Source organism: Streptomyces sp. NPDC051105 (assembly GCF_040682795.1).
Lineage (GTDB): Bacteria > Actinomycetota > Actinomycetes > Streptomycetales > Streptomycetaceae > Streptomyces.
Genome location: NZ_JBFBBR010000049.1, coordinates 1 through 3498 on the forward strand (window position 1 = coordinate 1; position 3498 = coordinate 3498).

Annotated in this window: 4 protein-coding genes and 1 pseudogene; 4 read left to right on the plus strand and 1 reads right to left on the minus strand. The window is 28.2% G+C overall.

Annotated features, from left to right (window positions below; all coding sequences use genetic code 11):
- Window position 1: 1 nt before the first annotated feature.
- The 4 genes and pseudogenes from AB0N16_RS41485 to AB0N16_RS41500 all read left to right on the plus strand — a co-directional run.
- Window positions 2–163, plus strand: coding sequence for a hypothetical protein (locus AB0N16_RS41485; RefSeq protein WP_365806008.1), 162 nt, complete (start codon window positions 2–4; stop codon window positions 161–163).
- 256 nt (window positions 164–419) lie between these two features.
- Window positions 420–1013, plus strand: coding sequence for a hypothetical protein (locus AB0N16_RS41490; protein WP_014011557.1), 594 nt, complete (start codon window positions 420–422; stop codon window positions 1011–1013).
- A gap of 21 nt (window positions 1014–1034) precedes the next feature.
- Window positions 1035–2549, plus strand: a complete 1515-nt coding sequence (locus AB0N16_RS41495; protein ID WP_003132712.1) for a membrane protein — start codon at window positions 1035–1037, stop codon at window positions 2547–2549.
- Between the two features lie 280 nt (window positions 2550–2829).
- Window positions 2830–2985 (plus strand): annotated as a pseudogene (locus AB0N16_RS41500) (DDE-type integrase/transposase/recombinase); the annotation flags it as partial.
- A 75-nt stretch (window positions 2986–3060) separates the two neighbouring features.
- Here AB0N16_RS41500 and AB0N16_RS41505 read toward each other — a convergent pair.
- Window positions 3061–3498: WxL domain-containing protein (locus AB0N16_RS41505; RefSeq protein WP_365806007.1), on the minus strand; the 438-nt coding region annotated here is incomplete at its 5' end.

Genomic DNA, 3498 nt, shown 5'->3' on the forward strand with positions numbered 1-3498 from the left:
TTTGGATGAGCGTCACGCTGTTTATCCAGCCGAACACAATGTTGGGCATCTATATTTGGCAGCACCGGCCTTAATCAAGCACTATAAGAAAAATGATCCAACTAATAGTTTCAACCCTGGCGTTGGTAAACAAACAATGTCTAAATATTGGGGCGAATACTAGAATAAAAAGTTTGTTAAAAAATAACCGTTATCGTCATTTGTCGATTCTGTAGTGACCCCTACTGATTGTTCTTAAAACAGTAACCAAATATTTAAAGATATACTTTAAAAAAACTTTTTTAAAAATTTTTAAAAAAGTTTTTTATTGTTTTTTATATGATAAAATATAGCTATTAAAAGATTTAATAAAATTAAATTGAAAGTTTTTTTAAAAATTTTTAAAAAATTTTTATAGAAAAAGAAAGGATATTTTTTAAATGGAGAAAAGTTATTCTGATTTTGCAAAAGAACTGGGAGTTAGTAAACAAAAGTTAAATTATTACGTCAATGATGAAAATAAAGAAAAAATTTTTATTAAAAAAGGCAACAAAAATTATGTTACCGAATTTGGACAAGAATACCTTTATAAAAAGACTAAAGATAAAAATGAAAAAAAAGAAAGCGAAAAAAAAGAAAAAAATTTTGAGGTATTTTTTGATAGCATAAAAGAAAAAGATAAGCAGATTGACAAACTTCACCAATTATTAGACCAGCAACAAAGACTTTCCTTACAGGATAAAAAACTTTTGGAAGAATATAAAACAGAATTAAGTAACTTAAAAGCTCTTAAAATGCCAGAAGAAGAATTAAATATAGGAATCGAGCAACTTAAAAAAGAACTCGAAAAGGCAAATGATGAGATAGACCAAAATCAAGCGAAACTTGCTGAAAAGGACAAACAAATTGAGAAAGACGAAAAAATAAACAAAGAATGGTCTGAAAGTAACAAAGAACTGGAAAAAGAAAACGAAAGCTTAAAAATGGAACTTCAAAAAGTTCAATCTAAAAAATGGTTTCAATTTTGGAAATAGAAAAAGGAAGAAATTTTATAAATGAAACATGTTGATAATGCACTAAGAAAAACTTTATTCATTCTTTTAGGCTTAATCTCTTTATTTTGGCTTTTTTGGACGTTCAAATATTTATTTACTGACAACTTGCGTAGCACAAGATATATTTTTTTGTTTGTCACTATTCTTTTAGTGTTGCTTATATTTTTTTTAAATAAAAAATTTAAAGACTTATTATTTAAGACTTTTAAATTTATTTATGGACATAAGTATTGGTTTATTGGTATTCTTTTTATTTTACAAGTAGTTATATCATTATTTGCTCAGGCTTTAGCACAAGGAGATTCTGCTGTCCTTTATACTGTTGGTACTAATATACCTGATACGAAACAAACAATTCTAAAATACTTTTCTATCTATCCCAATAATTTTTTTATTCTAATTATAATCAAGATTATAAATAGCATTGTTACCCCTAAATACCTTATATTGTCATTTTCTATACTGAATGCTTTATTAATAGACAGTGGAATTATCTTATTAACTTCTATCGGTAAATATCTTAAAGGAGAAAAGTTAGCGCAAATTGTATTTATAGAATCATTTTTTTTGATTGGTCTACAACCTCAATTCCTTTATTTTTATACTGACCCAATTACCTTTTTCTTCACAAGTTTACTTTGTTTTTTAGTTGTAAAATATACTTATAAGAAATATTTAATTTGGTGGTTTGTTATTGGTCTAATTTTTAGTATTGCTTATAAAATTAGAGTACCTGTCGTTATTTATCTTATAGCATTAATCATTGTTGTTATATATCAATTGGTCTTTTCGCCTGAAAAAATAAAAAAAAGAAAATTAGTCAATAAAACTGTCGTTTTGTTTAGTGGAATACTAATAACAATCATCGGAATTAATTATTATGCTCATCATCAAAAAATAACAGAATATGATACAAAATATAGCAGGAATTTTATGTATTTCATTGATTTAGGACTAACAGATACAGGAGCAAACCATTCTCAATTACCTACTGAAATTCTAATTCCAGAAAAAAATGGAAAAATTCAAACAAGAACACAACTAGAATCTAAACTAAACAAAGATATAAAAAACAGAATTAAAAACTATGGTATATTAGGTCTTATTAAACATCAAAATACAAAATTTAAGTATTTTGTTCAAGACGGTACTCTTGGTTGGACAACCGAGGCTGTGTTAGTAGAAAGTAATGTTGTAAAAACAAAATTTACTGAATCAACAATTGGTCATAAAATAAGAGATATTATTTATGTTCATAGACCGTATTACCCCAAATATGCGATATACATGCAAATAAGTTGGATTTTTGTTGTGCTAGGACTAGTCCTTTACTTTAAAAAATATAAAAAAGTTACCTATACTGAATTAGTTTTTCAACTTGTTTTATTAGGAGGGATTCTATTCTTATCATTATTTGAAGCAGGAAGAAGTCGGTATCTAATACAATTTTTACCAGCCATTATACTATTATCATCAATAGGTTATTTTAAAATGAATAGCTCCAAAAGCTCATAATTTAAGTTTTAAGCACGATCAACCCTTAATCGGATAAATTTATAACTCACTCATTTAAACAGGATCTAACGTTCAAAAAATGCTATTCTCGTTTCTTTTATCCGAAAAGCCTTTCCTGCGTTAGTTCTTTCAGAAAATAATGTTCTCTTTTTTAATCGAGGAGTACAAGCGGAGCGACAAAAGCAAACAGGGGATCTTGAACTTGTCGCTCACTTTTGCTATACTAAAGCCCTTAAACATAAGTAAAAGCGCTAATTTAGCGCTTTTTTTGTTGATTTTTTGGAAAACTTTGCAACAGAACCGTTTAACCTTAGATATTTGGTTACGAAAGAAACGGGATATGCAAGCAGCCTATGTTTTCTTAAAAAGTATTCATAAACAGTTTGGTCAACATAGAGTCATCGTAACAGGTAAAGCTCCCTCTATTGGATCTGCCTAAAAATAGTAAGATCAGAATTAATACATTTTTATTTTTAAGGTTCGAAACAGAACCATTTATGTTCTATTTTTTCTATGGAGCACTTGTTAATGTCCACGATAGAGTTCCTTTAAACTTAGTATCTGCTTTTTGGAAATCAATAGGAACTTTTAAAGTAAAGAGACTCGTAGATTTACTATCTATCACTACTGTATCTCCAGTTTCTCCTGCTAATTTAGAATAAACAATCTGGGGGCTGCTCGTAAGTACTTGTCCATCATAGAAAAGATAGTTCATAAATGATAACCCTCCTAATAAGGGTACTTCAGTATCACTGTTCACTTCTTGAATTGGTGAAGTTTGAGCTACACTGACTGTCCATGATGTTGCCAAATTAGTTGCTCTAGTATCTGACACTATAACTGAATTATCCAACACACCTTGATAGCTCTTTTCTACTGAAGAAATCGCATTTTCACCAAAATCAATTTTTGTTGGAACAGAACTAAAATCAATTTTACCATTATAAAC

What these genes read in the sequence shown, in the direction of transcription:
- AB0N16_RS41490 (WP_014011557.1), top strand. Translation starts at nt 420, where the DNA reads ATGGAGAAAAGTTATTCTGATTTTGCAAAAGAACTGGGAGTTAGTAAA.
- AB0N16_RS41495 (WP_003132712.1), top strand. Translation starts at nt 1,035, where the DNA reads ATGAAACATGTTGATAATGCACTAAGAAAAACTTTATTCATTCTTTTA.